The sequence below is a fragment of the Methylobacterium sp. 142-1Y genome (assembly GCF_057747795.1).
Genome location: NZ_CM173224.1, coordinates 4,080,248 through 4,105,707, shown reverse-complemented (window position 1 = coordinate 4,105,707; position 25,460 = coordinate 4,080,248). Strand labels below are relative to the sequence as shown.

Here is a 25,460-nt window from a genome sequence, read left to right as displayed (position 1 = left end):
TTATTTTAAATAATAAAAATCATAATATGTATTATTCAGCATGCGTCCTGTTCAATTCTACGCTTGGTTGATCACGAGAAACTATGCTGCGTCGCTTGGCCACCTCGTCTCGGCGTGCGCCATACCTATTTTCTACAACCCAGAGTTCAAGCTTCGATTAGTAACCTCCTTAGGTGTTAAGGAGTCTTTGATGGGAATTGTGGACACTCGTAGCTCGTCAGAGTTACCGTGCATATTGGAAAATCGAGGAGGGATGTCACATGCAGCTCCCAGATAGGGAACGTGTGGCCTACGAAGCTGCACCGTTGGTCGTCGCAGCCGTACAGATCCTATTTCCCCGCTTGCTAGAGTTCGAGCAGCAGGTTCCCGTAGCTTTTCAAAAGGCGGTTGCAAGCAAATTTCCGGATGTCGAAGTTCGGGAAGGAAAAAAGGATCAAAAAATATATGATTTTTCTACAGTAGATAATCGTACCAACATAGCATTAACACACGATGCGCTTCACGTATCAACTTCTTCTTATACTAAATGGGAGGACTTCCGCGAATATGTCGACCACGCATTCAACTCACTAAGAGATGTTTATAATACACAAATTATCACGAGAATTGCGCTGAGATACCAAAATCTCATCGTCCGAGAAACGATTGGACTGGACAACGTTGAGTGGAAGGAGTTAATTACTCCTCACGCTGTAGGCATACTATCTGCAGCCCCAACATCGGAGGTACTACAATACGCCGCAGAAGCAGTTATATCACTGGAACGCGGAAGCCTCAAGCTTCGTTATGGATTGGCAGAAAACGAAACTGATGCGCAAATCGGATTTCTAATTGACTGCGAAGTTTTCGACGAAACACGAAAGGAAGTGAGTAGCAGCAATGTCCTTGGCCAACTCGATGAATACCATTGTGAGGCAGGAAGAGCGTTCAGATGGTGCATTTCAGATCGCCTACACACAGCGCTCCGCCCGTCACTCATCGTGGGAAATCGATGAATTTTATAGCTATGGGCAAGTGCAAGCTGATGAAATCACCAAATCTGCTCTGCCAGAGATTGACATATCCAATCTCATTACAGAAATGTGGGCTACCATATTAACGGTTGACACTACTCAATTCGATGTTCCCCTTACTCGGAAAGTTTTTTCCGGAGGACGTTTATTTACAGGTTCCAAGTGGAGAATTAAGCACGACCACCGTCATCATACATATTCAGGAGGTGTCGCCCGACGGATTTGGCGACAGGCCCCCCCTAGCAGATTGACTAATATTTCAAATAAAACCAGCCCATCGATTGATAAAGAAGAAATTAAATGGTTTTTTGAGCTACAAGGGTCGGATAAAAATTATACAAACTCTGAAGATTTGATAAAAATTATCAATGGCTTAAATTCGTTAATGAAAAAACATGATTATGAAATGATAAATATTATTCTACAAACTTTGGAAACATCGGAAATGAGCCCCGAGATGCTCGTCGCCTATTCGCGAACGACGTACAGCATTAGATCGAGAATTACAGAGTGGTCATATTTTATAACACGCGCCAAATCTGAACTCTCGGCAAGAGGATTTGACGCTGATAAGCTTATGAGAGGCCTTTGACTTTGGCCAGATTTTTCACTTCAACAGAGAAGCCGTTCAGCGAAGTTGATCGGCTTGGCGTCGCAATATGCTTGACCGATCCTCCAAGGAGCCATTGCGGGATAATTTTTCAACTAGATGGCGAGGAGACAAAATTAATACACTTAGCTTGGCACGCAAGACTGAAACTCGAAGCGCCCGGTGGCGAATACATTTGGTCGGATATTGATTTAGATAAAGTCAATAAATCCGTTCTAGCGGCGGTATTTGCCAATATGATGCGGCATGCCGGAGAAATTTCCTATGGCATAGACTCCGATATGCTCTGCTTTGAGCCAGATGGAACATATGTTGCCCCGCCAGCAGGCAAAGGGCTGACGTGCGCAACGTTTATCGTTGCGACATTCTTAAGTCAAGGCTATCAAATTTGTGATGTGTCCTCATGGCCTGATCGTGATGATGACATTGAGTGGCAAAAATTTATTGTTGAAACAATGAGACAGTATGCGTGGATAAGCCCAGAGCACATAGAACTTGTTCAGAACGATATTGGCGCGAAGAGGCTGCGCCCTGACGAAGTCGTCGCAGCCGCATCGTCATCTCTCGATGGATGGCCAGCAACCTTCACTAATGCGAGAGAAATGGCCGATCAAATTGTAAAACAACTAAACGAAATGCGCGCAGAAATAAATCTTTCTATTGATTAGCTTCGCTCGATAACGATAAATCCCACTCTATTTTGGTCGCGAATAAGAAAAAAATTATACAAAAAGCCGCCATTTTGAACCCTTTGCGATCGGCTATACGTAGTTTTCGTTTGTATTTAAACAATTAATGTTGAATCGATTGCCAATTTCAGGCGCGATTAGTTTACTAAAATGTGCCAATATTGATAACATCTATTCCTTTAAATAATTTTTTAAAATCAAGTAGTTCATCTGATTTTTTGTAGAGCACCGTACCCCGAACTCGACTATAAGGCGAGAACCGTGCCTGCGGATGTCACTCCGCCGCGCATATACAAAACTGACATAGCATTTTATTCTACATGATGAAAGGGGAAACCAGCCACGATCACTTCGACCATGGCTGGTACGAGATCCCAAATTGGCTGGATGCCAGCCGTCAGCTCTTCACCGCCCCAGCCGTCAACCCACCCACCATATACCGCTTGAACACATAATAAATCGCGGCAGGCGGCATGGCGTAGATCAACCCGGTGGTCATCAGCAGCTCCCACGGCGAGTCATCCGCCGCCAGGAAGCTGCCCAGGGCCACCGGCAGGGTCACGTCGGTGTCGCGGGAGAGGAGCAGGAAGGCGAACAGGTACTCGTTCCAGGCGAGCAGCAGCGCGTAGACGCCGATCGCGACCAGGGACGGGACCATCAGCGGCAGGTAGACGAAGCGGAAGAGCTGGGGCGGCGAGGCGCCGTCCATGATCGCGGCTTCGTCGAGTTCCACCGGCAGCTTGTCGGAGGCCTGCTTCAGCACCCAGATCGCGTAGGGGCTGGCGATCGTCACCATCGCGAGGATCAGGGCCCACTTGCTGTTCAGCAGCCCGTACGCTCCCATCGTCTTGTACATCGGCACGGCCAGGAACGCGGCCGGGATGAAGTAGGTGAACAGCGCCATGTTCATCACGGTCCGGCCGCCCTTCACCTTCAGGCGGCTGATCGCGAAGGCCGCCGCGGTGGCGACGAACAGCGTCAGCACGCCGGTCGCGAAGGCGATGACCGCCGAGTTCCAGAATTGCTGCCAGAAGTTCGACAGGAAGTAGTGCTGCTGCCCGAACACGATTCTAAAGTTCTGCAGCGTCGGGTGGGCCGGGAACAAAGCCCCCGACATCGCGTCCTGCTTGGGCGAGATCGCGAACAGGACGAGGTGGTAGATCGGGATCACGGTCCAGAGCAGGACCGGGATGCCGATGAGGAGGAGCTTGGCCTCCGTGCCGGCCGCGCGCAGCCAGTTGGTGCGGGCGGCGGAGCGCTCCTCGGCGGACGGCGTCGCGCGGGCTGTCAGGGTCGTGCTCATTTCGAGAGCCTCTTCATCAGCACGTAGACCAGCGGCAGCACGAAGGGCATCGCGCAGACCACCGCCGCCATCGAGGCATCGACCTGATCGAGGCGGAGATACCGGATGCCGAGGGTCGCCAGCACGTGGGTGAGGTCGGCGGGACCGCCGCCGGTGAGCAGGTAGACCGAGTTGAAGTCGCCCAGCGTCCAGATCATCGACAGGATGGTGCAGGTCACGTAGAGCGTCCGCATCGACGGCCAGGTGACGTGCAGGAACTTCTGCCACTTGGTGGCGCCGTCGACGGACGCCGCCTCGTAGAGGTCGGCCGAGATGGCGAGCCGCCCGGCGAGCAGGATCAGCGTCCAGAACGGCAGCGACTTCCAGATATGGACGCCGATGGCGAGCGTCAGCGCGAGGCTCGGGTCGTTGAGCCAGTTCGGGCCGTCATCGCCGGTCAGCCGGAAGATCAGCGAGTTCACGATGCCCCATTCGGGGTTCAGCATGAACCGCACCGACAGGATGGTCGGGATCGACGGCACCGCCCAGGGCAGGATGAACAGCACCGACAGCCAGCGGATCCACTTCCGCTCGTTGGTGAAGAAGCCCGACAGCACGAGCGCGATCGCCATCTTCACGTTGATGCCGACGATCAGGAAGATCAGCGTGTTGACGACGGCGCGGGCGAAGATCGGGTCTTCCGCCAGGTGTACGTAGCTCGCGGGGCTGCGCGCCAGCCACAGGCCGTAGCCGATCGGATAGATGACGAAGAACAGGAAGATGAGCAGGTAGGGCGCGATCAGGATCAGCCCCCAGGCCTGCCACGAGGTCAGGCGGAAGGGCTGGGCCGCGGCGACCGGCGCTGCCTCAGCGACCGTTGCGGACATGGTCGGTCTCCTCGATGAGGCCGGGATGGGGGTACGCGAATGCCGAGAGCGGGCCCCGAGCGCCACGCGATCGGACCCCGCTCTGGATGGTGTGGGTTGAGGCACGTGTGCCTCTCCTCTTGTTCCGCGGGGCTGCCTGGAGACCTTCCTTCGAAGAAAAAGGCGCGGGATCCCCTCTCCCGTGTGGGAGAGGGGTAGGGGTGAGGGTGGCTCGGCTTCCGCGTGAAGCGCTGAGTGTCGAGCCGCGCAGCTCGACAGTTCAGGCTCATTGCGGAACCGTCGCCACCCTCACCCCCGGCCCCTCTCCCACACGGGAGAGGGGGGACCTGCGCCTTTTCCGTCTCCGGACAGCCCTGCTTGTTCCGGTATTTCCCCGGCGGTTACTGCCCGGCGATCTGCTTGATGCGGGCCAGCATCTCGTCGGCGGCCTTCTCGACCGGGACCTTCTCGCTCACCACCCGGTTCATCGCCTTGGCGAAGACGTTCTCGTTGTTGACCAGCGTGAACTTGTAGTTCTTCACGTAGTCGAACGGCTCGGTGCCGGACTTGAACTGGTTGTAGACCGCCTTGCGGTGCTTGTCGGCCTGCCAGAACGGGCTCTCGATCGACGCGGTGGTGACCGGGAACCAGCGGCCGATCGCGCCCTCGACGTAGGGACGGAGGTTGTCCTCCTCCATGATGAATTTTACGAATTCCTTGGCCGCCGCCTTGTTCTTGGCGCCCGAGAAGACCACGCCCTGCTTCACGTCGGCGCGGTAGGTCATCGGCTTGCCGTCCGGCCGGTTCGGGAACGGCGCGGTGATGATGGTCTCCTCGTAGGCCTTCTTCGAGGCCTCGCGCTGCTCGGGCGTGTTGTTCGGGTTGACGCTGTCCTCGTACCACTTCGCGGCGATCGAGATGGTGAAGTTGTGCGTCATCACCGTGGTGCGGTTGTGGAAGGCGACGTTGTTGTCGGGGTCCTTCCAGGTCGTGGCCGACGGCGGCACGCAGCCCTTGATGTAGGGGTCGGTGTAGTCCTTGAGCGCCTTGACCACGCCCTCGCGGGTCTTCGGATCGTCGACGGTCAGCTTGCCGTCCTTGTCGACGAGCTTGGCGTCGTAGGCGTCCATGAAGGCGTAGAAGGACTGGAAGCTGTCGGTCGATTCCACGCCCATCGGCGCGCCGATGCCGTAGGCGCGGGTGCCCGAGGCCTTGCGGTAGGCCGGCTGGACCTTGTCGCACCAGAACGCCCAGTAATCCGACCATGTCTGCGGGATGTCGGCCTGCTTGAAGCCGGCCTTCTCCAGCATGTCGCCCCAGATCTCGGTGTGGAGGGTCTGGCGCTTGAGCGGGAAGCCGTAATAGGCCTTCTTGCCGGTCTGGCCGTTCATGAGCAGCACGTGCTCGACGGTCTGCGGCGCGAAGCGCGGCATCATCGGCTGGAGGACGTCGGTCAGGTCCTCGAGCTTGCCCTCATAGGCCCACTTGCCGGCGGCCTGGTTGTTGTAGGTGTCGGAATAGCCGACATCCGGTGGCGAGCCGGAATCGAGCGCCGCCACGGTCTTGGGGATCATGTCCTGGATCGCGTATTGCGACAGCTCGACCTTGATCCCGGTCTTCTGCTCGAACTTCTTGATCGTCGCCCAGAGCGACTCGTCCTCGGAGCGGTAGAAGCCCTTGCTGAACCAGACGGTGAGCGTCTTGTTGTCCTGCGCGACGGCCGGCAGCGCTGCCATAATCAGCGCGCCCATCGACAACGCCCCCGCGATCACTCGCTTCATCGATCCGTTCCTCCCATCCGCCCCTGTGATCGGGCGGCTTTCCCGGCATATCAGCACGGGACGGGGCGCGGCGCAATTCGGAGACAGTCAACACAAGGTATAAGCCTGACGTGATTATATTGCGCGCCACAGGGTCACCCCCGGGCGACGCTCCGGCAAATCAGGAAACTCCCGTCATAATAATCGCCTGGCGTTCCCGAACAAGACACCACGATGACGTCTTGACGATCCGGCGGCCCGTTCCCATACGATGCCCGTAACACGACAGTGACCTGTCGATAAGCGGCCGACGAGCCGCACAAAAGGGAGGAGCGCCATGGCCCGCATCGTCTCGCTGGAGGCCGGGTATTACCGCGTGAAGCTGTCGGTCACCCTCAGCGACAGCATGCACGGCGACATGCCGGCCTTCGAGCTCAACACCGTCCGCCTGCGGGATGCCGACGGGGCGGAGGGCACCGGCTATACCTATACCTGCGGTCGCAACGGCGCCGCCATCGACGCGATCCTGCGGCGCGACATTCCCGACCAGATCGTGGGCCAGGAGGCCGACCGGATCGCGCATCTGTGGCAGCGGATCTGGTGGGGCCAGCATTACGGCGGCCGCGGCGGGCCGGCGGTGCTCGCCCAGTCGGCCCTCGACATGGCGTTGTGGGACCTGAAGGCGAAGCGCCTCGCCCAGCCGCTCTGGACGCTGCTCGGGGGCCACGATCCGCGCGTGCGGGTCTATGCCGGCGGCATCGACCTTCAGCTGCCGCTCGACCGGCTGCTGCGCCAGACCGACGACAACCTGAAGAAAGGGTTCCGCGCCATCAAGATGAAGGTGGGGCGCGAGCGGCTGTCCGAGGATATCGAGCGGGTGCGGGCGATGCGCGGGCATCTCGGCGACGGGTTCCCGCTGATGGTCGACGCCAACATGCGCTGGAGCGCCGACGAGGCCATCCGCGCCGCCCGCGCGCTCCGGCCCTTCGACCTGACCTGGCTGGAGGAGCCGGTGATCCCCGACGACGTCGCCGGGCAAGCGCGCGTCGTGCGCGAGGGCGGGCTGCCGATCGCCGCGGGCGAGAACCTGCGCTCGTTGTGGGACTTCAAGCAGTTGATCGCGGCCGGCGGCGTCACCTATCCGGAGCCCGACGTGACGAATTGCGGCGGCGTCACACCGTTCATGAAGATCGCGCACCTCGCCGAGGCCTTCAACCTGCCGGTCACATCCCACGGCGCGCACGACGTCACGGTGCACCTGCTCGCCGCCGTACCCAACCGCTCCTACCTGGAGGCACACGGCTTCGGGCTCGACGCCTACATCGCCGAGCCACTGGCGATCGAGGACGGGTTCGCGGTGGCGCCGGACCGGCCGGGCCACGGCATCGTGTTCGACTGGAAGGGGCTCGCGGCGATCCGGGCCTGATCCCCGGTCACGCGCGCCGCGCCGCCTCTCGCAGCCCGCCCCCCTCGGCATCCGCCACCCGGAACCGCCCGCGCCCCTCCGCCTTCGCCGCGTAGAGCGCCGCATCCGCCGCCACGAAGAGGTCGGCGGAGGGGCGGCCGTCGGTGCGGGCGATGCCGATCGAGGCGCCGATCGTGAAGGCCCGGCCGGCCCAGGTCATCGGCCGGCTCAGGGCGGCGATGAGGCGGGCCGCCACCTCCTCGGCGATGCCGGGGGCCGTGGTGGCGAGCAGGATCGCGAATTCGTCGCCGCCGATCCGGGCGACGAGGTCGTCGTCGCGGCACGACAGGCGCAGCCGGGCCGCGACCTCGACCAGGCAGGCATCGCCGGCGGCGTGCCCGAACGTGTCGTTGACCGGCTTGAACCCGTCGAGATCGATGAGCAGCAGGGCGCCGAAAGGGGCCCGGCCGGGCGGGGGCCGGTCGAGCGCGGCGAACCGGTCCTGGAACGTCGCCCGGTTGGCGAGCCCCGTCATGGCGTCGAACTCGGCGAGGTAGCGGGTCCGGTCGGCGAGCAGCTTCTCCTCGGTGATGTCCTGCTTCATCCCGAAGATCCGCACCGGCATCCCGCCCTCGCACTCGACCAGGGCGGTGATGCGGATCCAGCGGCGGCGGCCGGTGAAGCTGACGATCTCGGCATCGAGGGTGAAGCCGCCCCGTTCGGCGATGGCGCGGCTGCGGGCCGCGGCCAGCGCCTCGCGGGATTCGGGCGCGTAGCAGGCGACGATCCTGTCCCGGTCGAGGGTTGCGCCGCGCGGCAGGTCGAACATCGCGTAGACCTGATCGGTCCAGGTCAGGGCCTCGTCCGGCAGGCCGCATTCCCACACCCCGATCCGCGCCGCCGCCGAGGCGCGGTCGAAGATCTTGCGGCTCTGCACCAGCGCCAGTTCCTGACGGGCGAGGGCCTCGCGAAAGCCCAGGGTTGCCCGGGCGAGGGACTCCGCGGCGGCGGCGAAATCGGCGAGGCGCCGGCGCTGGGCGAGGGTCAGGCGGCGGGGCGCACGGTCGACGAGGGCGAGGACGCCCGATCCGGGGCCGAGGGCGTGGATCGCCAGGAACCGGCAGCCCGGCACGCCGGTGACCGCCGGGTGAGTGCGCCACCGCACGGCGGTGCGCAGATCGGCGACGACGCGAAGACCGTCTTCCGATTCCTCGACCGATGCGGCCCGGCAGAGATCGACGAGGGCCTCCGGGACGCCCACGCCGGCCGCCGCCAGGGGCGGGCCGGAATGGGAGCCGTCTTGGGGGCCGTCTTGGGGGCCGTATTGGGAGCCGAGCAGGAGGACGGCATGAACGGCGAAGGCACCTCGGACGCGTTCGAGGAACGCCGCCAAGGCTTCCGCCCCGGGAACCGGGGGCGAACAAAGGTCAGTTGCAGGTTGCAACCCAGTGCTCGCGCGCATTGCAGGTGATCGTCACGTCCCATCGATCCCGGATGACCCTGGCAGACGGGACTTAAGGCATGATTGATCGCCCGGACGTCCACGGTCAAGCTGGAGACGATGCGCGGTCCCGGCACGGATACGTTCGCCTCCGGGCGGACAGCGATGGCGCGCCGCTCAGACCCGTCGCAACCGCAGCGCGTTCCCCACCACGAACACGCTCGACAGGGCCATGGCGCCCGCCGCCAGCACCGGCGACAGGGACGGCCCGCCGACCGCCCGCAACACGCCCGCCGCCACCGGGATCAGCGCCACGTTGTAGGCGAAGGCCCAGAACAGGTTCTGGCGGATGTTGCGCATCACCGCCCGCGACAGACGCAGCGCCTCGGCGACGGTGGCGGGATCGCCGGCCATCAGCACCACGTCGGCGCTCTCCACCGCCACATCGGTGCCGGTGCCCAGCGCCAGGCCCGCATCGGCCTCGGCAAGCGCCGGGGCGTCGTTGATGCCGTCGCCCACGAAGGCGACCGGACCGTGCGCCTCGCGCAAAGCCCGGACGGCGTCGCGTTTGCCGGCAGGCAGCACCTCGGCGAGCACCGTGGCGATGCCGAGGCTGCGTGCGACGCCCTCGGCGGTGCGGCGGTCGTCGCCGGTGACGAGGGCGACGGCGAGGCCCTGGTCGATGAGCGCCCGCACGGCAGCGGCGGCGCCGGGCTTGATCGGATCGGACACCGCCAGCAAGGCCGCCGGAACGCCGTCGAGGGCGAGGTAGAGCGGGGAGCGTCCCTCCATCGCCAGGCGCTCGGCCTGGGGCGCGAGCCCCGAGAGATCGAGGCCCGCGAGGTGACGGGCGGCGCCGATGGCGACCGTGCGGTCCCCGACGCGGCCGGTGATGCCGTGGCCCGGCACCGCCGCGAACGCGCTCACCGGCGGCAGGTCCAGGCCCTGGTCGGCGGCCGCCGCCACGATGGCGCGGCCGATCGGGTGCTCGGAGCGGGTTTCGAGGGCGGCGGCCAGGGCCAGCACGTCGTCGGCGTCGAAGCCGGGGGCCGGGATCAGGTCGGTGAGGGTCGGGCGGCCCTCCGTCAGGGTGCCGGTCTTGTCGAAGGCGACGACGCGCACCTCCTCCAGGGACTGCAGGCCGGCGCCGCTGCGAAACAGGATGCCGCGTTCCGCCGCCCGGCCGGTGCCGACCATGATCGAGGTCGGGGTGGCGAGCCCCATAGCGCAGGGGCAGGCGATGATCAGCACCGCGACGGCATGGACCAGGGCGGGGCCGAGGGCGGGCGGCGGCGCGAGGGCGAGCCAGGTGAGGGCCGTCAGGAGGGCGAGCGCCAGCACCGCCGGCACGAACCACGCGGTGACCCGGTCGGCCAGCGCCTGGATCGGGAGCTTCGCTCCTTGCGCCGCCTCGACCATGCGGACGATCTGGGCCAGCGCCGTGTCGGCGCCGACCCGCTCGACCCGGACGATCAGGGCGCCGGTGCCGTTGACGGTGCCACCGGTGACGGGATCGCCCGGCCCCTTCGCCACCGGTACCGGCTCCCCGGTGAGCATGCTCTCGTCGATGCGGGAGGCGCCCTCGATCACCCGTCCATCCGCCGGCAGGCGTTCGCCGGGGCGGACGCGGACGTGGTCGCCGACCGCGAGGTCGGCCACCGGCACCTCGGTCTCGGCGCCGTCCCGCAAGGCGAGCGCGGTCTTCGGCGCGAGGCCGACGAGGCGCGCCACCGCCGCGCCGGTGCGGCCCCGGGCCCGCGCCTCCAGGCTGCGGCCGAGCAGGATCAGGGTGACGATGAGGACCGAGGCCTCGAAATAGACATGGGCCGCACCGGCCGGGAGCCAGTGCGGCACCAGCGTCGCGACCAGGGAGAACAGGTAGGCGGCGCCGGCGCCAAGCGCCACCAGGGCGTTCATGTCCGGGTGGCCGCGCACCAGGCCGGGCAGGCCGCGGACAAAGAAGCGCCGGCCAGGCCCGAACAGGACCAGGGTGGCGAACGCGGCCTGGATGCCGGCGCTCCAGGCCTCCGGCAGGAGGCCGTGACCGACGACGTGGCGCCCCATGTCGAGCACGACGACGGGGAGCGACAGGAGAGCCGAGAGAATGAGGTCGCGGGTCAGCGTCTCGGCCTCGCGCGGGGCCGCCGGAGCGTCCGTCCCCGCACGCACCGGGCGGGGCTCGTAGCCGGCCTCCCGCACGGCGGCTTCCAGGGCATCGAGGGGGACGAGGCCGGCGGGGTGGCGCACGCTCACCCGACCGGTGGCGAGGTTGGCGCTCGCCTCGCGCACACCCGGGACGGCTTTCAGCACCCGCTCGACCCGCCCGGTGCAGGACGCGCAGGTCATGCCCTCCACGGTGAGTTCGCTCACCGCCTCGGGCACCGCGTAGCCGGCATCCTCCACGGCCGCGGCGAGCGCCGCCGGGTCGTTGTCGGGGGTCAGATCGAGGGTGGCGCGGCCGGTGGCGAGGTTGACGGCCACGGCCTGCACGCCCGGTACCCGTTTCAGCACCCGCTCGACCCGCCCGGTGCAGGACGCGCAGGTCATGCCCTCGACGGGCAGGGTGAGGCGGCGGGCGGGTGCGGTCATGGTGCGGTCTCCCACGAGCGGATGTGGGGTGCGGAACCGCCCGGCGATACCGCCCCGATCGCCGCCGGCCGTTGCGTCACGAACATGCTTTCGCCGCGCTCGGGCGCCAGAGCGCCGGGCGAAGCGGGAGCAGGCGATGATCGGGCGGGTTCTGGCGGTATCGGCGATGGTCTGCGGCGGGGCGGGGGCGGCTCTGGCGCATCCCCATGTCTGGGTGCAGGCGCGGGCAGAGCTGGTGCTCGACCAGAAGCGCAACCTGGTGGCGATCCGCGAATCCTGGACCTTCGACCCGGAATATTCCGCCTTCTCGGTGCTGAACCTCGATTCGAAGCGCGACGGCGTGCCGGACCCGGCGAAGCTCGACGAACTCGCCGTCGAGCGCCTGGGGGCGATGGCCGAGACGGCCTTCTTCACGCAAGGAAAACTCAACGGGCGCCCGCTCGCCCTGAAGGCCGGCCCCTCCCCGAAGGCGAGCTTCGCGCAAGGGCGCCTCACCCTCGACTTCACCCTGGTGCCGCAAGGCCCCGCCGGCCCGGTGCGCAATCTGGTGGTGAGCTTCGACGATCCGGATTTCTACGTCGCCTTCGGGCTGCCGCCGGGCGAGCCGGTCAAGCTGTCGGGCAGCGCGGAATGCGTGCTGAAGCTCAACCGTCCGAGCCGGCAGGCTCAGGAGGGCGAGCAGCTGATCCCCGACGACGAGGCCACCGGCACGCCGGGCGCCGCCGCCGCGGCGGCCGTGGACTATATCGGGCGGCTGCTCGTCGCCTGCCCCTGATCCAGGGCCTTCTTCGGGCCGCCCTCCTTCTTTGCGTCGCCCGAGTTCTTTGCGTCGCCCAAGGCCGGGATCAGGGCCCGGAACGTCGCCCCCTCCCCCGGGGTGCTCTCGATCACCAGCCGGCCGCGATGGCGGTTGAGGATGTGCTTGACGATGGCGAGGCCGAGGCCGGTTCCGCCCTGCTGGCGGCTGGAGGCGGCATCGACCCGGTAGAACCGTTCGGTCAGGCGCGGCAGGTGCTCGGGAGCGATGCCCGGGCCCTCGTCGCGCACCGCGATCTCGACCTGCGGCGGCCGGTTCTCCTCCGCCGGCAGGGTGTCGAGGGAGACCGCGACCCGGCCGCCGTCACCACCATATTTCACGGCGTTCTCGACCAGGTTCTCGATCACCCGCAGGATCTCGTCCCGGTCGCCCAGCACGCGGTGCGGCCCGGGCGCGGCGTCGAGCGTGATGGCGACGCCGCGCTCGCCGGCGATCGGCCCCAGCGCATCGGCGATCTGGCGGGCGAGCGGCACGACGTCGACCCCTTGCGTCGGCGGCACGTGGACGCGCAACTCGATGCGCGAGAGCGACAGGAGGTCGTCGATCAGCCGCGTCATGCGCAGGGCCTGCACCCGCATGATGCCGAGGAAGCGCTCCCGCGCCTTGGCGTCGTCCCGGGCCGGGCCCTGCAGGGTCTCGATGAAGCCGAGCAGCGAAGCGAGGGGCGTGCGCAGCTCGTGGCTGGCATTGGCGACGAAATCGACCCGCATCGTCTCGAGGCGCTGGGCCGAGGTGAGGTCGCGCAGGAACAGCACGACGTTCGGCCCGGCCCGCCCGGCCTCGCCGCCCTGCATCGCGCCGATCTGCACCTCGAAGGTGCGCTCGGTCGGCACCCGCGGCGAATAGAGCGTCTTCAGCGGCTCGCCGGTGCGTAGGACGATCTCGATCCCGTCGAGCACGTCGGGGTCGCGCAGCGCGAAGGAGAGGGGGTGGCGCGGGCGCAAGGACGGCAGGAGCGCGCGGGCGGCGGCGTTCGATTCGATCACCAGGGAGCGGCGGTCGATCAGGATGACCGGATCGGGAATGTTGGCGAGCAACGCCTCGGCGAGGCCGTGGCGGCCCCGGCTTCCTTGCGCATCGAAGCGCGGTACCGGCTCGCCCCGGCGCGGCGCGGCGACGAGACCGCCGACCAGGAGGGCGAGGAGTCCCAGGAGCCCGGTGCCGAGATCGAACCCGTGCAGCCAGGCATGCCCGGCCAGGAACGTCAGCACGGCCCCGAGCGCGCCCCGCCACGCCGCCCGGCGGGCGGCCGGGAGGGCGCCCGCGGCGCTGGGGAAGACCGGCGGCGAAGCGGCGTCGGGAGGCCCGTCCTCCGGCGGATCGCCGGAATCAGGGCTTGGCGTCGCTCTCGGCGGCATCATCGTCGGGCGCCTCCCGCGGGGTGAGGCGCGCCCGCTTGGCGATCTCATAGGCGCCGAGCGCAGCGAGCGCCACCACGAACGGGATCAGGTAGTAGCAGACCCGGAACAGCAGCAGCGCGCCGAGGACCGATTCCCGCGGCAGCCCGGAGAGCGCCAGCAGCACCGTGGCCTCGAACACCCCGAGCCCGCCCGGCGCATGGCTGGCGATGCCGAGCATCGCGGCGAGCACGTAGATCGCCACGAAGGCCTCGAAGCTGACGCCGTGGCCGGCCGGCAGCAGCACGTAGAGCACGCCGGCCGCCGCGCAGACGTCGCCGGCGCCGACCAGCATCTGGCTCAAGGAGAGCTTGAGACCCGGCAGTTCCAGGCGCCAGCCCCGCACCTTGACGCTGCGGCGCTTGACGGTGACCCAGGCGAGATAGGCCAGCACGGCGGCCAGCGTCGCGACTCCGAGCACCTGGTTGAGGAGGACGCTGGTATAGGTGAGGTGCGAGAGCGGCTCGGCCTCGCGGATCAAGCTGATTCCGAGCACCGCCCCCATGCCGAGCCAGAAGGTGAAGCCGGCAACGATGGTGAGCGCGGCGATGCGCCCGGGGCTCAAGCCCTGCCCCGAATAGATCCAGTAGCGCACCGTGCCGGCAGTGAGCAGCGGGAAGCCGAGATTGAAGCTGACCGCGTAGCTGGTGAAGGAGGCGAGCGCGGTGGTGCGGTAGGGCACCTTCAGCTTGAGCTGTCTGAGCGCCAGGGCGTCGTAGCAGGTGAGGAAGAGGTAGCTCACCACCACGAGGCCGATGGCCAGCCCGACCTGGTTCGGCGTCGCCGCCAGGAAGGCGGTGCGCAGGTCGGCCCAGGTCACGGTGGAGACGAGCTTGCCCAGCACCCCCAGCGAGATGACGAACAGCACGACGCTGGCGAGCGTACCGATCCAGGCATAGCGGCGCCGGTGGCGGGCATGTTGCCCGCCCGCAACCTGCGGATCCTTTCCCGGATCCTGCCCGGCCGGATCCTCGTCGCGCGGGAGGTCATCCCCCGCACCCGCGTCGCGCAGGGGTCTGGCCTGCGCGAGGTTCTTGTCCTGGCTGGCGAAATTCATCGCGTCGGCGTCCGACCCCGCTGGTCGCGGGCACGAGCCCGCGGCCGATCGCGGCCAGGCTCGCGCACAAAGGTGCCCGGCGGCACTCCGACCGAGCCCCGCTCGCATGAGGGGCCATGTAGGCCCTCTGCCGGCGAATGACCAGCCGGACCATGCGGCAGCGGGCGAATCAGCCGGGGAGACCGAGCTGCCGGGCGGCCTCGCCGAGGCCGGCGGCGATGCGGGCCGGCACCGCCGGGCTGGTGCAGACATAGGTCGGGCTCGGATGCGGGATCGCCACGACCGGAAGGCCCGGCCGCGCCGCGCCGAGGACGGGCGCCAGGGCCTGCGCGACCCTGCCGGACAGGACGACGACGGCGAGGTCCGGCATCAGGTCGACGAGCGGCTCCAGGTAGGCCCGGGCCGCCCGGATCTCGCCCGTGCGCGGCGCCCGGTTGCGGGCACCGGGGGCGTGGATCACCCAGGGCACGGCGTTCCAGATCAGGGTGTCGGTCCGGGCGATGCCGGCTCCATCGAGGAAGCGAAAGAGATTGGCGGCGGTGCCGGTCGGGTTGTCGCGGGAGACGAAGGCGGTGCGGCCGGTGGCCGGGCCGGGGGTCTCGAGGAGGAGGAGCAGGCGGGCCGAGACGCCGCCGTCGAGGGGATCGGCCTCGGGCACCGGCCTGTCCTGCTCGGCCCGGATGCGCTCGGCGAGGCGGCGCAAGGGAGCGAGGTGGAGGCTGACCTCCGCGAGGGCGTGGCGCGCCGCGACGGCGCCGGGATCGGCCAGGCTTTTCGGGGCCGCCGGGTTCACGCCAGCGTCAGCCCGTCCGGCATCGGGCCGGCGAGGCGGAAATGCTCGCGCGCGTCCTCGGCGCTCAGGCGCTCGGCGAGGCCGGCGGGGCCGCCGAACTGGAACCCGATCTGGCTCGCATAGGCTGCGCAGGCCGCGTGCTTGGCCGCCTCCTCCTGCGGGGACAGGCGCACGGTGACGGGGCTCAACGCCCCGAAGGTTTCGCGGAACGGCTCCTTCGGATCGGGGTGGCGCACCGTATAGGGAAAGTCGCGCCACCACAGGATCGGGCAGGCGGGGGCGAGCGCGGTCAGCGCGCGGACCAGCTGCACGTGATCGACATGACCGCCGACGCCTTGAGGCGCCAGCAGCAGGTCGGGCACCGCCTCCTCCATCAGGCGGGCGAGGACGGGGCCGAGATCGTCGGCGAGCGGGTCGTCGGGCCGGGTCTCAGTGAAGAGCGCGGGCGCCGAGGCGTAGCCGCGATGCGGGGCCTCGGTCAGGGCGACGTGGACCGGCGGGGTCAGCCCGAGCAACGCCGCCGCCGCCCGATCCTCGTCGCGGCGCAACGCCATGTAGTCGACCTCGGGCCCGAGCCCCTTGTCGAGCTGGCAGGCCAGCGCGAAGCCGGCCGGGTCGGGCACGCTGGCGGTGAGCAGCGTCACCATCACCACCCGCCACCCCCCGCTCGCGAGCTGCGCCAGGGTGCCGCCGCAAGAGAAGGCGGCATCGTCGAGATGGGGCGAGAGGGCGAGGGCTGTGGGCATGGGACTCGACTGAGACAACCAGTGTGGTGCGGGTTCCCCCTCTCCCCGCGGGCGGGGAGAGGGCTGTTCCGCCGTTCAGGGGGAACAGCAAGCCCGCAGGGCGAGGGTGAGGGGGTCTAAGCAGATTTCGCAAAAGTGGCCGCCGGTTTTGCGGAAAAAATCTGCGATAAAACAAGGATCTAAGCGGACGAAGCGTTGGCCTGCCAACGCAAGTCTGCTTAGACGAGTGAGACTCTTTCGGTAGCACCCCCTCACCCTCGGCTGCCGCCTCGTTTCGCCCCCGACGAGGGGGGCGAAACCCTCTCCCCGCCCGCGGGGAGAGGAGGGATGCGCACCGACACAGGCGTAAGCCTTCCCCGCGGGAGCGAGCCTCACAACAGATGCGGCTCGGCCCGGAAGCGGCAGCTCGGATCATGCGGTAGATCCGGGTCGAAGGCCGGGTCCGGCCGCTCGTCCTTCACCGACGCATAGACGTCCATGATCTGCCGCCCCACCGCCTGCCAGGAATAGACCCGCCGGCACTCCTCCAGGGCCGCCGCCGCCAGGCGGGCGCGTAAGCGGCGGTCGGTGACGATCCGATGCAGGGCCTCGGCCAGAGCCGGCACGTCGCCGGGCTGGACCAGCAACCCGTTCTCGCCGTCGCGCAGGCAGTCGGAGACGCCGACGGAATGGGTCGAGACCACCGCCTGCCCCGCCGCCATGGCTTCCAGGATGGTGTTGGAGAACCCCTCCGCGTAGGTCGGCGAGACGAAGACGTCGCCCATCGCGTAGAGGTCCGGCACGGCGTCGTATTCGGCATAACCGGTGAAGCGGACCTGGCTCTCCGGGAAGCCGAGATCGGCGGCGAGGTCGCGGGCCGGCTCCACGTCGGGCCCGATGCCGGAGATGATGGCGGAGAACGGCGTGCCGCGCAGGCGCAGCAGGCTCAAGGCGTCGAGGAAGTCGAGCACGCCTTTCCGGCGATCGACCCGGCCGTGATAGAACAGCCGCACCGGGTCGGCCGCGTCGCCCGGCTGCCATCCTTCGGGCGGACGGAAGCGCGCGGTATCGACGGCGCCGGGCACGATGGTGAAGCGATCCGGATCGCTGCCGAGCCGGTCGCAAACCTCGGCCACGAAGGAGCACCCGCCGATCAGCAGCGCGTTGGCATGGGCCAGCACCCGCACCATGGCGAGGCGATGGGTCTCGCAGCACGAGCCGACCCAATGGCCGTCGCCGCCCTGGATCGAGACCACGTTCGGGACGCCCAGGCGTTGCGAGGCGATCAGCGTGGCAAAGCCCGTCGGGTAGCCGTACTGCGCGTGCAGCACGTCGAACGGCTTTTTCTGGTGCTCGGCCACGATCGTCTCGACCATCGTGGCGATGTCGCGCTCGAAATCGCCGCTCTCCTGCTCGCCGCGTTGTTCGATGCCGATCACCCGGACGCCCGGCACCGCCGGCGGCGGGCCGCCGCCATAGACCTTCGTGCCGAAGGCGTCGCCCCGGTACTGGCTCACCATGGTCACGTCGTGGCCCGCGCCGACGAGTTCACGCAGCAGGTTCTGCGCATAGACGCTCATGCCGGAAATCGCCGGGAAGTAGCGCCGGCTGACGAAACAGATCCTCATCGGCGGCACTCCCGCAAGTAGCGCAGCGAATCCGGGATCATCCGGTCGGCCCGGTGGCTCTCGCGGGAGAGTTCGACGCAGACGAGTTTCTGGAAGTGGATCGCCTCAAGGGCGTGGAGCACACCGGGGATGTCCATGTCGCCCTCGCCGAAGGGCAGGTGGATGTGGGTGCCCCGCGCCATGTCCTCGATCGCCACGGTGCCGAGCCGGTCGGCGAATTCCGTCACGGCCGCGGCAGGATCGCGCTCCTGCGTCACCAGGCAATGGCCGGTATCCAGCGCCAAGCTCAAGGACGGGATCGCCAACGCCGCGTAATCGTCCAGGGTCTCGACCAGCATCCCGGGCTCGGGCTCCAGAGCCGCCACGACCCGGCGCTCGGCGGCGTAGGCCGCGACCTCTACGAGGCCCGACCGCAGCCAGCCCTTGGCGGCTTCCGGATCGACGCCCGGCTTCGGCACCCCGGCCCAGAACGACACCGCTTCCGAGCCGAGGATCGCCGCGATGTCGATGGCGCGCTGCAGGAAGGCGACCCGGCGGGCCCGCCCGGCCGCATCCGCCGTCACCAGGGTCGGCTCGTGCTTGGCCCGCGGGTCGAGGAGGAAGCGGGCCCCGGTCTCGATCACCGAGCCGAGGTTCAAGGCGTAGAGCCGGCCGCGCACCCGCTCGGCGTCCTGCGCCCAGCTCGACGCGAAGGGGTCGAGGTGGTGGATGTCGAGGGTCAGCGCGACGCCGTCATAGCCGGCATCGGCGATGAGGCTCAGCGCGTCGTCGAGGCGGTGATTGGCCGCCCCGTTGGTGTTGTAGGCGAAGCGCAGGCTCATGCCGCCCTCCCCCGGCGCTCGAGCCGGAACGGCGCGTGGTGCGATTCCGGCTCGCGGTAGAGCGGATAGAGCGGGCCGACGATCCGTTCGGCCAACGCCACGTCGAAGAGCGGCTGGCCGCCGAAGCGCTCCAGTGCCTCCGGGGTCAGGCGCACCGGGCGTAAAGAGTCGCTCTCCTCACCGAAGCGGATCAGCGGGTGGTCGCGCTCGATGAGCTTTCGGGTGTTGCGCTCGCCGATGCGGTAGTAGCTCATGGTCTCGACCTCGAGACCCGGCACGATCGCCTTGACGATGCCCACCCCGCCCCCCGGCGGCGAGGCGTCGACGTAGAGCACGTCGAAACCCTCCGCCTCCAGCCGCTCGCGGGCGATGCGGGCGCGGTCCTGGCCGGTCGGGGCTGCTTGCGTCGGCAGGTCGGCGAAGCGCTTGGTGCCGCGCTCGGAATAGACGGTGTCGGAGAGATAGTCCCGCAAGGTCTCTGCCGGCTTGTCGATCCAGTCGAGCATCGCGGAAAGCGCCCTCCCCTCCTCCAGGTCGAGGCTCGGCAGCGCCTTCTCGATGAAGGCGTCGACGTAGCCGGGCGGGGTGATCGAGCGGGCGAGCGCCAGGGGGCCGTGCCCGAAGGTCTTGCGCACCCGGGCCGCCTGGAATTCCAGGATCGCCTTGCGAAGCGCCCGCTCGCGGTCGGGATCGCAGGCCTCGCCGCAGGCCGAGAGCGCGATCGGCGCGGGCGTGCGCGCGGCATCGACGTCGTAGCCGACGCAGTAGACGTTGGTGAAGCCGAACTGGTCGGTGGCGAATTTCGGCATCGCGCGGATGCCGAGAGACTCCAGCCGGTCGAGCATCGCGCGCGTCTCCGGCCCCAGACCCTCGGAGGTGTCGAGCATCACGCCCTGGTCGAGGGCGCGAAACAGAAGGCCGTTGCCGTCGCGCTGGAGCAGTTCGAGGAGCCCGTGCCCGAGGGCGAAATCCACGTCCGGCCCGGCGCCGAGCCCGTTGGTGATGAGGTTTGTGAAGGGCTGGTAGCCCTCCGACAGCTCGAAATAGTCGGTCGCCGCGAGGTCGAGCGGCATCAGCACCGTCTCACCGGTCCGAGCCCGGACCGTGCCGGTCCATTCGAGCACCGTGTCGCGGTCGACCGGGCTTCCCGCCGGCAGGCCGAGGGTCAGGGGATCGGCGACGGACTTGGCGCCGAAGACCCGCACGAGGTCGTGGTAGCTGCCGCGCTCCTTCTTGCGCGGGATCAGCGCCAGGCTCGGCATCAGGTTCTCGGCGATCTCCGCCACCGAACCGATGATCGCCTCGTCGTCGGTGGCGCCGTAGCCGATGCCGCTCGGCATCGCGCCGACGAAGTAGGGATCGTCGAGGAACAGCGAGACGAACCAGCACGGCACCCCGGTCCGGTCGAGGGGCGCCAGGGGAAAGCCGACGATCCTTCCCGGCGGCAGCACGTCGAGATAGGCGCGGACGGCGTCGGGCAGGCGCTCGGGCAGTCCTTCGATGATGCGGGACTGGCCGAAGGCGTAGGGGCGGGGTGCGGCGGGTCTGTCCACGATACGAAAACTCCTCCGCGGGCATCTGAGCTTGTTTGAGCGCGATCTTGTACTGATGACTTGCGATCATCAGGGATATCCCACCCGCTCACCTCATCCTGAGGTGCGAGCGTGGCGAGCCTCGAAGGAGGGCTCCAGGTACCCCGGCGACCTCTGGAGGTCTCCTTCGAGGTCAGTCGATCTTCGATCGACTGACACCTCAGGATGAGGTGCGAGGATGGGAAATTTCATAGTGCTCTCAACATTCCGAAGATGAGGCAGGACGATGCGAGGGGGATGCGGCGTAGGCGCGGGCGAGCAGCCGCATGGTGTGCAGATCGCGCTCGGCCGACCAGGCGTCGCGCCCGGACGGATCGCGTAAGCAGCGCCCGAAGGCCCGGACCTGCTCCAGGAACGGCGAGGCCTCGGTGTCGAAGGGGAGCGGGGTCGTCTCGCCGGTGGCGCCGTCGGTGAAGCTGACGCTTCCGCCGGCCTCCTGCCCCATCGTGTTCTGCGCGACGAGCAGGCCCTTGGTGCCGGCGATCTCGAGGCGGCGACGCGGCAGCGCGTCGGGACAATTGTAGGCGACGTGCAGACTCGCGAGCACGCCGGATCCGGTGCGGCCGATCAGCAATGCGCCATCGTCGACGGCATAATCCTGCGCCCTCGCCTGGGTCAGCGCCGTGATGTCGAGGATCGGTTCGTCGAGCAGGAAGTCGGTCAGGTCGAGGCCGTGCGGGGCCAGATCCATCAGTGCGCCGCCACCGGCCTGGGCCTGGTCGATGCGCCAGTTGGCTTGCCCCGGTATCGCCGTCCAGCCCCGGTCGAGCCAGCAGGCATAGACGATCCGGATCGCCGTCACGGTGCCGACCCGGCCGGCGCGGATCGCGTCGCGCAGGAGCCGGTGGGCCGGGTGGTGGCGCTGGTCGAAGGCGGTGCCGTAGAGCGCGCCCGTGCGGGCCACCGCCGCCGCCATCGCCTCGGCGTCGGCGAGGGAGGCCGCCATCGGCTTCTCGCACAGGATCGCCTTGCCGGATGCGGCGAGCGCCTCGACGGCGCCGCGATGGAGATGGTTGGGCGTCGCGACGTAGACCGCCTCGACCTCCGGCTCGGCGAGGAGCCCGGCGAGATCCGCATGCCCCCGCGCGCCCAGGCGGGAGGCCGCCTCCCGCGCCTCGGCGCCAGGATCGCAGACCGCCACGAGACGATGCCCGGCCTCCCGGATCGCCGGCGCCATGAAGTCCCGGGCGACCCAGCCGAACCCGACGATGCCCCAGCCGATCGGGTCTCCCATCACCACCGCTCCGGCAGGTCGACGAACTCGCGGGTGCGGGCGCGGTCGAGGGTCTCGGGCGTCATCTCCAGGGTCTCGGGCCCTTCGGAGTGCATCGGATAGGTGGCGCGGGCCGCATATTCGTCGCGGTAGCGCTCGGAGGGCCAGGCGATGGTGGAACCACCCGCCGGATCGGGCGCGTAGAGCGGATTCAGGCGCAAGGTGGCCCCCTCCCGCGGCAGGGTCAGCCCATCGACCAAGGGGCGGGGTGCCGGTCGCATGCCGGGGCCGCAGACCACCGAGAAGGCCTCGACGTGGTCGAGGGCGGTGGGTTCCGCCGGCACCGGAGCGCGGGCCTCGACGAGGGCGCGGGTCAGTTCGTCGTCGTCGTAGACGAGCCCGTCGGGAAACAGCTCCTCGATCTCGGCCGCCGAGACCGCGTGCCCGGTTGAGAAGCCGGGCCGGGCGCTGTTGTGGACGTGGCTGAGCGCGAGCCAGCCTTCCTCGCCGGCGGTCTTGCGCAAGGCTTCGAGGATGCGGGCCTTCTCGGGCAGGAAGTAGAACGCGTCGTGGCACATCACGAGGTCGACCGGCGCCTGATCGATCGGCCAGTGCGGCGAGGCGGCGTCGAAGCAGACGAGCTGCGGTCTCTGCCCGGCGACCCAGTGGCGGGCGACCCAGAGCTTGGAGAAGACCACGTCTCCCCCCGACACCCGCACGCCCCGCCCCTGCAACTCGCGTAAGTAATGCCCGATGCCGCAGGCCAGTTCGAAGGCGCAAAGAGGCTTGTTCCAATGCGCCTCCAGCAAGGCGAGGCCGGCGAGATAGGTCGGGTCGCTCCAGCGATTGACGAAGTAGTCGCCGACCCGGCCCCAGCCGAGGCGGGCGCAGGCCTCGCGTAAATTGACGTATTTCATCTCGCGCACGAGATCGCGCAAGGCGGCGGGATCGGCCTTGGGACCGGTCCACCAATCGTCCTGATCGGCGAGAAGGAGTTCGAGGGCGTGGCCCGGCGCGCCCCTGTCGAGATGGCCCAACACCTCGCCGATCAGGCCGTCGCGGCCGACCCTCAGGTAGGGAATGCCGTCGACCACCGGCCAGCGCGGGCCGCGTTTGCCCTCGCGCAGGGAATGGGGCGTATCGTGGTGCAGCGCCTCGCCGGTCACCGGCGAGAGGAGCCCGAACGGGATCACGGATGCGTTTCCTCGCGGCGCCCGCCCTGCGGCAGGCTCTGACGTGAGATAGGGCGCGAAGGCCCAAGGACTTGCGGATTCCCGAGGGCGCCCGCCATCGGCCTCACGGCAGCCGCATGTCGGCGAGGACCCGATCGTGAAAGCCCTTCACCGGGCCGTCATGGACGAGCGCCATCTCGCCCAGCACCGTGTCCATGGTGAGCGAAGCCGCCCGCAGGTGCTGGGCGATCTGCAGCACCCGGTCGATCACGTCGGCTGCATGGAAGGCGCGGCCCTCCGCCGTGCGATCGTCCGCCAGGATTTTTCGCGACGAGGCGACCACATCCCGCAGCGGCGCGTCCAGTTCGGACAAGGCCCGCTCGCTCAAGGTCGCGATGACCGCATCGAGATGGTCGCCGAGCAGGATTTCGCCGGTGAAGCCGGCATCCGGCATCAGGGCGTTGTGCAGGTGGTGGGCGAGCGCCGCCACGAAGACCGTGGTCGGATCGGCGCCGTAGAACGGGCTCAAGGACACGCCGTAGACCGCCACCACCAGGCAGTGCTCGGCATGGTTCTCGGGCGGTTCGAGCAGGATGCGCGGCTTGCCCGGGCAGGTGACGCCGGCCCGCGGCTGATCGGCCTGGAGGCGGGCGAAAAGCGGCACGGGGCCCGCCGCCCAGTCCGACGGCTCGGAGAGGCGCGTGCGCAGACGCCCAGCCAAGGCCGGATCGAGCGGGCCCGCCACCTCGTCGAAGCCCCGCACCAGCACGGCCGACGCCTGTCCCGGCGAGAGGCCCGCAACGCTCAGGAAGGCCGCGTCGAGATCGCCGAGGCGTGACGCCGCGAGCGCCTTGGCGGTGATGTCGAGGGCGAGCGCCTCGGGATCGGCCCCGCCGGCCAGCGCCGACCAGGCCTGGAGAAAGAGCCGCTCGGCGATCGAGCCGCGGCGCCCGGCGGACCGGACGCGCTTGATGTCGTTGAGCTCGACCAGGAGCTCGCGGAGAGGAAGCGGGGCCTGAGCCCCGCCCGCCGCGTCGGGATTGACGGCCATCCCTAGTGGACGCCGAGCCAGTCGAGCAGCATGCGCTCCTGCACGCCGAAGGCATGCTCGGGGTTGTGGCCGTTCTTGACCATCGGCGCCTTGAAGAACAGCGACAGCTGCTCCTGCACGCCGCCGTCGCCGCGCTTCTTGGCGAGATCCAGCACGCGGGCGATCTCGATCACCAGGGGCGCGGCCAGGATCGAGTCCTTGCACAGGAAGTTGACCTTGATCTGCATCCTCTGACCGAGGAAGCCGGTGACGTCGATGTTGTCCCAGGCCTCCTTGTCGTCGCCGCGCGGGCGGTAATAGTGGATGTGGACCAGGTGGTCCTCGACCGGATAGCCGAGGATCGAATCCAGCACCGTGCCCTTGGTGTTGAGCTTGGACTGGAGCGAGTCCTTGTCGTTGAGCGCGAGGCCGTCGCGGTTGCCGAGGATGTTGGTGGAGAACCAGCCGTCGACGTGGAGCGCCCGCGACTTGAGCGCCGGGGCCAGCACCGTCTTCATCATGGTCTGGCCGGTCTTGCCGTCCTTGCCGGCGACCGGGACGTTCATCTGACGCGCGAGATCGACGAGCGCCGGCACGTCGGCGGCGACGGAGGGCGTGAAGTTGGCGTAGGGGATGCCGTTCTTGATCGCCGCATAGGCGTAGAGCATCGCCGGGCTGATCGCCTCGTCGCTCGCGTCGAGGCCGCGCTCGAAGGCGGCGGCCGAATTCAGCGTCGGGTCGTCGAGGTCGGGCCAGCGCTCGGTCGAGGCGAGGTTGACCACCACGACGTCGTCGACGCCGGATTCCTCGCGGAAGCGCTTGAGGTCGTCGGCGATGCAATCGACCGCCCCGCGGTGGTCCTTGGCGACGATGCGGTTGCCGCCGTCGATGTTCTTGCAGAACTTGGCGCTGCCGACCGCCGGCCAGGGCTTCATGCCCTTGAGCACCTGGGCGCCGTTCTCGATGTCCTGCTTCGTCAGCACGCCGTGGCCGGTCGCCGCGGCGCCGAGATCGTCGCCGTTGAGGTCCCAGCCGCCGAAGACGAGATCCTTGTACCCGACCATCCCGGCCACCGCGTGGCCCGCAAGGGGCAGACCGTCGAGACGATTCGAGCCGGACTTGATCATCTCGATGCCGGCGATGGCGGTGGTGGCGACGGCACCCCCCATCCCGACGAAAGCGACGCCGACGCGCCGACCGGGCTGCATGCTCATCGGTAGGGAATGTCCTCTCTCAGGCCCGCGGGCCCCGGACGGGGCGACGGAGCAATCATTCGCTCACTCCGCATGGCGAGAGTGAATGCCCCGGGGAGTATTTGGTTCCGGAGCGCCCGCGATTTTTTCGTGCCCTCCCGATCGGCCGGGACGGCCCCGCAGAACCGCTCGTTAACCATCTCGATGGAAATCGTGCCGCAAAATGGCCTCAGGCGCCGCCGCTGCCTCGTCCCATTCTGGACACACCGGACGGCCAGAGGTGCCGGCGAGCGAAGCACGAAACACGGCGTGGCCTCTCGGGGCCAAGACCCGCGCCCAGGATAAACGGCAAGGACAAAAGGTTGCA

At 67.6% G+C, this 25,460-nt stretch carries 21 protein-coding genes; 5 read left to right on the top strand and 16 right to left on the bottom strand.

From position 1 onward, the window contains the following. The first annotated feature begins 284 nt into the window (after positions 1 to 284). From AC3AOF_RS18735 to AC3AOF_RS18725, 3 genes are read left to right on the top strand one after another with little or no spacing between them, the layout of a single operon-like run. Positions 285 to 995 carry a TIGR04255 family protein gene (locus AC3AOF_RS18735; protein ID WP_488346164.1) on the top strand — a complete coding sequence of 237 codons (711 nt, stop codon included), beginning with the start codon at positions 285 to 287 and terminating at the stop codon, positions 993 to 995. Continuing rightward, positions 910 to 1,605 carry a hypothetical protein gene (locus AC3AOF_RS18730; RefSeq protein WP_488346163.1) on the top strand — a complete coding sequence of 232 codons (696 nt, stop codon included), beginning with the start codon at positions 910 to 912 and terminating at the stop codon, positions 1,603 to 1,605. Before AC3AOF_RS18735 ends, AC3AOF_RS18730 begins: the two co-directional genes overlap by 86 nt. Then, positions 1,602 to 2,291 (top strand): hypothetical protein, encoded by a 690-nt coding sequence (locus AC3AOF_RS18725; protein ID WP_488346162.1) that lies wholly within the window; start codon positions 1,602 to 1,604, stop codon positions 2,289 to 2,291. Before AC3AOF_RS18730 ends, AC3AOF_RS18725 begins: the two co-directional genes overlap by 4 nt. Positions 2,292 to 2,709: 418 nt before the next feature. Here AC3AOF_RS18725 and AC3AOF_RS18720 read toward each other — a convergent pair whose 3' ends face one another. The 3 genes from AC3AOF_RS18720 to AC3AOF_RS18710 all read right to left on the bottom strand — a co-directional run bounded on the left by AC3AOF_RS18720 (position 2,710) and on the right by AC3AOF_RS18710 (position 6,241). Further along, complete coding sequence (locus AC3AOF_RS18720) at positions 2,710 to 3,615, bottom strand: carbohydrate ABC transporter permease (RefSeq protein WP_279357482.1); 906 nt, start codon at positions 3,613 to 3,615, stop codon at positions 2,710 to 2,712. Then, entirely contained in the window at positions 3,612 to 4,481 is an 870-nt protein-coding gene (locus tag AC3AOF_RS18715; RefSeq protein WP_203157548.1) for a carbohydrate ABC transporter permease, read from the bottom strand. Before AC3AOF_RS18715 ends, AC3AOF_RS18720 begins: the two co-directional genes overlap by 4 nt. A 380-nt stretch (positions 4,482 to 4,861) precedes the next feature. After that, positions 4,862 to 6,241 (bottom strand): ABC transporter substrate-binding protein, encoded by a 1,380-nt coding sequence (locus AC3AOF_RS18710; RefSeq protein WP_488346161.1) that lies wholly within the window; start codon positions 6,239 to 6,241, stop codon positions 4,862 to 4,864. Positions 6,242 to 6,557: 316 nt separating this feature from the next. On the opposite strand from AC3AOF_RS18710, the gene AC3AOF_RS18705 reads away from it, so the two are divergent. After that, positions 6,558 to 7,646: a mandelate racemase/muconate lactonizing enzyme family protein gene (locus AC3AOF_RS18705; RefSeq protein WP_488346160.1), complete on the top strand. Its 1,089-nt coding sequence runs from the start codon at positions 6,558 to 6,560 to the stop codon at positions 7,644 to 7,646. A gap of 7 nt (positions 7,647 to 7,653) precedes the next feature. On the opposite strand, the gene AC3AOF_RS18700 is transcribed toward AC3AOF_RS18705, so the two are convergent. Then, entirely contained in the window at positions 7,654 to 8,886 is a 1,233-nt protein-coding gene (locus AC3AOF_RS18700; RefSeq protein ID WP_236989437.1) for a GGDEF domain-containing protein, read from the bottom strand. 357 nt (positions 8,887 to 9,243) lie between these two features. Continuing rightward, positions 9,244 to 11,655 carry a heavy metal translocating P-type ATPase gene (locus AC3AOF_RS18695; protein ID WP_488346159.1) on the bottom strand — a complete coding sequence of 804 codons (2,412 nt, stop codon included), beginning with the start codon at positions 11,653 to 11,655 and terminating at the stop codon, positions 9,244 to 9,246. A gap of 136 nt (positions 11,656 to 11,791) precedes the next feature. Between AC3AOF_RS18695 and AC3AOF_RS18690 the strand changes: the two genes are divergently transcribed. Beyond that, complete coding sequence (locus tag AC3AOF_RS18690) at positions 11,792 to 12,430, top strand: DUF1007 family protein (protein ID WP_236989439.1); 639 nt, start codon at positions 11,792 to 11,794, stop codon at positions 12,428 to 12,430. Here AC3AOF_RS18690 and AC3AOF_RS18685 read toward each other — a convergent pair. The 11 genes from AC3AOF_RS18685 to AC3AOF_RS18635 form a co-directional block, all read right to left on the bottom strand. Further along, positions 12,397 to 13,833, bottom strand: a complete 1,437-nt coding sequence (locus tag AC3AOF_RS18685; protein ID WP_236989440.1) for an ATP-binding protein — start codon at positions 13,831 to 13,833, stop codon at positions 12,397 to 12,399. The genes AC3AOF_RS18690 and AC3AOF_RS18685 overlap by 34 nt on opposite strands. After that, on the bottom strand, positions 13,802 to 14,926 hold the full coding sequence (locus tag AC3AOF_RS18680; protein ID WP_236989441.1) for a lysylphosphatidylglycerol synthase domain-containing protein: 1,125 nt from the start codon (positions 14,924 to 14,926) through the stop codon (positions 13,802 to 13,804). Before AC3AOF_RS18680 ends, AC3AOF_RS18685 begins: the two co-directional genes overlap by 32 nt. Positions 14,927 to 15,095: 169 nt before the next feature. Further along, complete coding sequence (locus AC3AOF_RS18675; protein WP_236989442.1) at positions 15,096 to 15,719, bottom strand: uracil-DNA glycosylase; 624 nt, start codon at positions 15,717 to 15,719, stop codon at positions 15,096 to 15,098. Then, positions 15,716 to 16,465, bottom strand: a complete 750-nt coding sequence (locus AC3AOF_RS18670) for a PIG-L deacetylase family protein (RefSeq protein WP_488346158.1) — start codon at positions 16,463 to 16,465, stop codon at positions 15,716 to 15,718. Before AC3AOF_RS18670 ends, AC3AOF_RS18675 begins: the two co-directional genes overlap by 4 nt. 371 nt (positions 16,466 to 16,836) lie before the next feature. After that, positions 16,837 to 18,072, bottom strand: coding sequence for a glycosyltransferase family 4 protein (locus tag AC3AOF_RS18665; RefSeq protein WP_488346157.1), 1,236 nt, complete (start codon positions 18,070 to 18,072; stop codon positions 16,837 to 16,839). Further along, positions 18,069 to 18,893 (bottom strand): sugar phosphate isomerase/epimerase family protein, encoded by an 825-nt coding sequence (locus AC3AOF_RS18660; RefSeq protein ID WP_488346156.1) that lies wholly within the window; start codon positions 18,891 to 18,893, stop codon positions 18,069 to 18,071. The genes AC3AOF_RS18665 and AC3AOF_RS18660 overlap by 4 nt, the downstream gene beginning before the upstream one ends. Beyond that, complete coding sequence (locus AC3AOF_RS18655; RefSeq protein ID WP_488346155.1) at positions 18,890 to 20,446, bottom strand: YcaO-like family protein; 1,557 nt, start codon at positions 20,444 to 20,446, stop codon at positions 18,890 to 18,892. Before AC3AOF_RS18655 ends, AC3AOF_RS18660 begins: the two co-directional genes overlap by 4 nt. Before the next feature lie 238 nt (positions 20,447 to 20,684). Continuing rightward, positions 20,685 to 21,719 carry a Gfo/Idh/MocA family protein gene (locus AC3AOF_RS18650; protein WP_236989447.1) on the bottom strand — a complete coding sequence of 345 codons (1,035 nt, stop codon included), beginning with the start codon at positions 21,717 to 21,719 and terminating at the stop codon, positions 20,685 to 20,687. Beyond that, on the bottom strand, positions 21,719 to 22,891 hold the full coding sequence (locus tag AC3AOF_RS18645) for a class I SAM-dependent methyltransferase (RefSeq protein ID WP_488346154.1): 1,173 nt from the start codon (positions 22,889 to 22,891) through the stop codon (positions 21,719 to 21,721). Before AC3AOF_RS18645 ends, AC3AOF_RS18650 begins: the two co-directional genes overlap by 1 nt. 103 nt (positions 22,892 to 22,994) lie before the next feature. Then, on the bottom strand, positions 22,995 to 23,921 hold the full coding sequence (locus tag AC3AOF_RS18640; protein ID WP_488346153.1) for an HD domain-containing protein: 927 nt from the start codon (positions 23,919 to 23,921) through the stop codon (positions 22,995 to 22,997). Between the two features lie 2 nt (positions 23,922 to 23,923). Then, positions 23,924 to 25,114 (bottom strand): inositol-3-phosphate synthase, encoded by a 1,191-nt coding sequence (locus AC3AOF_RS18635; RefSeq protein ID WP_236989450.1) that lies wholly within the window; start codon positions 25,112 to 25,114, stop codon positions 23,924 to 23,926. Positions 25,115 to 25,460: the final 346 nt, after the last annotated feature.

Bases quoted from the DNA above. Each gene is read 5' to 3' on its own strand.
- AC3AOF_RS18660 (WP_488346156.1), bottom strand. From the start codon at position 18,893: ATGAGCCTGCGCTTCGCCTACAACACCAACGGGGCGGCCAATCACCGC.
- AC3AOF_RS18685 (WP_236989440.1), bottom strand. From the start codon at position 13,833: ATGATGCCGCCGAGAGCGACGCCAAGCCCTGATTCCGGCGATCCGCCG.
- AC3AOF_RS18665 (WP_488346157.1), bottom strand. From the start codon at position 18,072: ATGAGGATCTGTTTCGTCAGCCGGCGCTACTTCCCGGCGATTTCCGGC.
- AC3AOF_RS18705 (WP_488346160.1), top strand. From the start codon at position 6,558: ATGGCCCGCATCGTCTCGCTGGAGGCCGGGTATTACCGCGTGAAGCTG.
- AC3AOF_RS18715 (WP_203157548.1), bottom strand. From the start codon at position 4,481: ATGTCCGCAACGGTCGCTGAGGCAGCGCCGGTCGCCGCGGCCCAGCCC.
- AC3AOF_RS18720 (WP_279357482.1), bottom strand. From the start codon at position 3,615: ATGAGCACGACCCTGACAGCCCGCGCGACGCCGTCCGCCGAGGAGCGC.
- AC3AOF_RS18650 (WP_236989447.1), bottom strand. From the start codon at position 21,719: ATGGGAGACCCGATCGGCTGGGGCATCGTCGGGTTCGGCTGGGTCGCC.
- AC3AOF_RS18690 (WP_236989439.1), top strand. From the start codon at position 11,792: ATGATCGGGCGGGTTCTGGCGGTATCGGCGATGGTCTGCGGCGGGGCG.
- AC3AOF_RS18710 (WP_488346161.1), bottom strand. From the start codon at position 6,241: ATGAAGCGAGTGATCGCGGGGGCGTTGTCGATGGGCGCGCTGATTATG.
- AC3AOF_RS18670 (WP_488346158.1), bottom strand. From the start codon at position 16,465: ATGCCCACAGCCCTCGCCCTCTCGCCCCATCTCGACGATGCCGCCTTC.
- AC3AOF_RS18680 (WP_236989441.1), bottom strand. From the start codon at position 14,926: ATGAATTTCGCCAGCCAGGACAAGAACCTCGCGCAGGCCAGACCCCTG.
- AC3AOF_RS18695 (WP_488346159.1), bottom strand. From the start codon at position 11,655: ATGACCGCACCCGCCCGCCGCCTCACCCTGCCCGTCGAGGGCATGACC.
- AC3AOF_RS18640 (WP_488346153.1), bottom strand. From the start codon at position 23,921: ATGGCCGTCAATCCCGACGCGGCGGGCGGGGCTCAGGCCCCGCTTCCT.
- AC3AOF_RS18635 (WP_236989450.1), bottom strand. From the start codon at position 25,114: ATGAGCATGCAGCCCGGTCGGCGCGTCGGCGTCGCTTTCGTCGGGATG.